The organism is Streptomyces sp. NPDC059248 (assembly GCF_042753905.1).
GTDB lineage: Bacteria > Actinomycetota > Actinomycetes > Streptomycetales > Streptomycetaceae > Streptomyces.
On record NZ_JBHYZV010000166.1, the window covers coordinates 1 to 2,913 of the forward strand.

The window sequence follows — 2,913 nt, forward strand, 5'->3', positions numbered from 1 at the left end:
AACCCCGCAAACACCTCAGACGAATCCAACAACCCCACCGCCATACCCACCCACTGATGACCCTGACCCGGAAACACAAACACCACCCGACCACCACCAGACACCGGCCCCGAACCCACCACCACACCCGGAACCACCCCACCACCAGCCAACCCACCCAACCCACCAACCAACCCCTCACAACCCGAACCCACCACCACACCACGCCACCCCAACACCCCACGACCCTCAACCAAACCCCGAGCAACACCCCACACATCCCCACCCCCAACCACCGAAACCAACCCACCCGCAACACCCCGCACACCACCCAAAGAACCACCCGACACCACCAAAGCCACCACACCACCCCCCACCACACCACCGACGCCGGAACCGGAGTCGACGACCGCCGGGAGCGTCTCGGCGGCGGCCGGCGCCTCCTCCACGACGACATGGCAGTTCGTCCCGCCCATACCGAAGGAGGACACGCCGGCGACCAGCGGGCGGTCGGGCCGGGGCCAGGGCGTGAGGGTGCGCTGGACGGCGAGCCCCAGCTCGTCCATCGCTATCAGCGGGTTCGGCGAGGCGTAGTTGAGGCTGGGCGGCAGTTCCCGGTGGCGCAGGCTGAGCAGCACCTTCAGCAGCCCGACCAGACCGGCCGCGCCCTCCAGATGCCCGACGTTCGTCTTGGCGGAGCCGACGAGCAGTGGCGCGTCGGGGCTCCGGCCCTCGGCGAAGACCGCGCCGAGCGCCGCCGCCTCCACCGGGTCGCCGACCCGGGTCCCGGTGCCGTGCAGTTCGACGTACTGGACCGCGTCGGGGGCGATCCCGGCGTTGTCGTACGCGCGGCGCAGGACGTCTTCCTGGGCCCGCGCGCTGGGGACGGTCAGGCCGTCCGTGGCGCCGTCGTTGTTGGTGGCGGAGCCGCTGATGACGCCCAGGACCCGGTCGCCGTCGGCGAGGGCCCGGCTCAGCGGCTTGAGCAGCAGGGCGACGGCCCCCTCACCGCGGACGAAGCCGTTGGCGCGGGCGTCGAAGGTGTAGCAGCGGCCGTCCGGTGACAGTCCGCCGAACCGCTCCTCGGCGAGGGCGCTCTCGGGGAGGAGGTTCAGATTGACCCCGGCCACGATGGCCGCTTCGGACTCCCCGGACCGCAGGCTGTCGCAGGCCAGGTGCACGGCGACGAGCGACGACGACTGGGCCGAGTCCACGGTGAGGCTGGGTCCGCCGAGTCCCAGGTGGTACGAGACCCGGTTGGCGATCACGCCCCGGCTGGCGCCGGTCATGGTGTGCCGGGTGATGGCGGCGGAGCCGTGCCGGTGGACCAGGCCCGCGTAGTCGTCCCGCAGGGATCCGACGAAGACGCCGGTCCTGGTGCCGCGCAGGGTCGCGGGGACGACTCCGGCGTCCTCCAGGACGGCCCAGGCCAGTTCGAGGACGATCCGCTGCTGCGGGTCCATGGCGACGGCCTCGCGCGGGGAGATCCCGAAGAAGGCGGCGTCGAAGAGACCGGGGTCGTCGAGGAAGCCGCCGCGGCGCAGCCCGGGGTCGCCGGCCCCGTCGTCCGGTGTGTCCCAACGGCCTTCGGGGGCGTCGGTGATGGCGTGCGAGCCGCCGCGCAGCAGCTTCCAGAAGGCGGCGGGATCCGGCGCCATGGGCAGTCGGCAGGCGACTCCCGTGACGGCGATCCGCTCGTGACGGTTCTCGTCCCGCGGGTCCCGCACGAGTCGGGTTTCGGTTCCGTCCTGCGCCTTCATGAATGAATCCCCCAAGCAACAACGGAGCGAACAACAGAGCGAGAAAGGGAAGAGGGAGGGTGACGGGGTTTCCCGGTGTCCACCGCATGCCAGATGACGGCACCCAACGTAGGAGCGGGCAGTCACGGACCGGTAATGACCGATTCGGGCGGTCGTCGCGGTGTCCGTTACCGCTCCGTGGTCGCCCCGTGGGACCGCGGCCGTGGGCCGGTGATTCGCCATTGGGCCGGTGATTCGCCGATGGCCGGGTGGTGTGCGCGTACCCCTACGTTCGGTCGGGTCATCGCCGATGTCCGGAGCCCGAGGCCGACAGGGGCCGCCGGAGGGGAAGAGGGAACCATGGATCTGCAATTGGCGGGCAAGACCGCGGTCGTCACGGCGGCGAGCGGTGGAATCGGCGGCGCGGTGGTCCGTACCCTGCTCGGCGAGGGTGTCCGTGTCCTCGCCGCCGATGTGGCCGTCTCCACGGAGCTGAAGGAGTCCGGCGCGGTCACGGTGGAGGCCGATCTCCTCACCGAGGAGGGTGTGGAGGCGCTCCGGCGGGCCGCCGAGGCGGAGTTCGACGGGATCGATCTGCTGGTCAACGTGGTGGGCGGGATGTCGGGTCTGGACATCACCGACTTCTCGGCGATCACCGACGAGACCTGGGAGCGGGCCTTCCGGCTGAACTTCTACTCCAGTGTGCGGATCACGAAGGCCCTGGAGTCCCGGCTGCGGGAGTCCGTGGTCAATGTGTCCAGCAGCGTGGCCCGCTGGCCCGGCCAGGGCCCGTACTACTACGGCTCGTCGAAGGCGGCGCTCACGGCGTGGGCCAAGGCGCTCGCCGACGAGTACGGCAAGCGGGGCATCCGGGTGAACACGGTCTCGCCGGGGCTGATCCGCACCCCGCTGTGGGACGAGTACGGCCCCAAGGTGTCGGCGGAGTACGGGATGGAGTTCGACGAGTTCGCCACCCAGATCACGACCCTGGCCCAGGTGACCGCGGGCCGCTGGGGCACCGGCCAGGAGGTGGCCGACCTGATCGTCTTCCTGTCGTCCCCGGTCGCCGGGTACATCACGGGCGCCGACTATCTGATCGACGGCGGTATGCAGAAGGTCCTCTGAGCAAGCCCCCTGAGCGGCGATCCCGCCGCCCGGTGCCCCGGGGCGCCCCACCGCGTACGGTCCGCGGTGG

At 70.8% G+C, this 2,913-nt stretch carries 2 protein-coding genes; one reads left to right on the forward strand and one right to left on the reverse strand.

The window, feature by feature from the left end:
- Nucleotides 1-1,739: beta-ketoacyl synthase N-terminal-like domain-containing protein (locus ACFXG1_RS33025; protein WP_384745869.1), on the reverse strand; the 1,739-nt coding region annotated here is incomplete at its 3' end.
- 339 nt (nt 1,740-2,078) lie between these two features.
- On the opposite strand from ACFXG1_RS33025, the gene ACFXG1_RS33030 reads away from it, so the two are divergent.
- Nucleotides 2,079-2,843, forward strand: a complete 765-nt coding sequence (locus ACFXG1_RS33030; RefSeq protein WP_384708349.1) for an SDR family NAD(P)-dependent oxidoreductase — start codon at nt 2,079-2,081, stop codon at nt 2,841-2,843.
- Nucleotides 2,844-2,913: the final 70 nt, after the last annotated feature.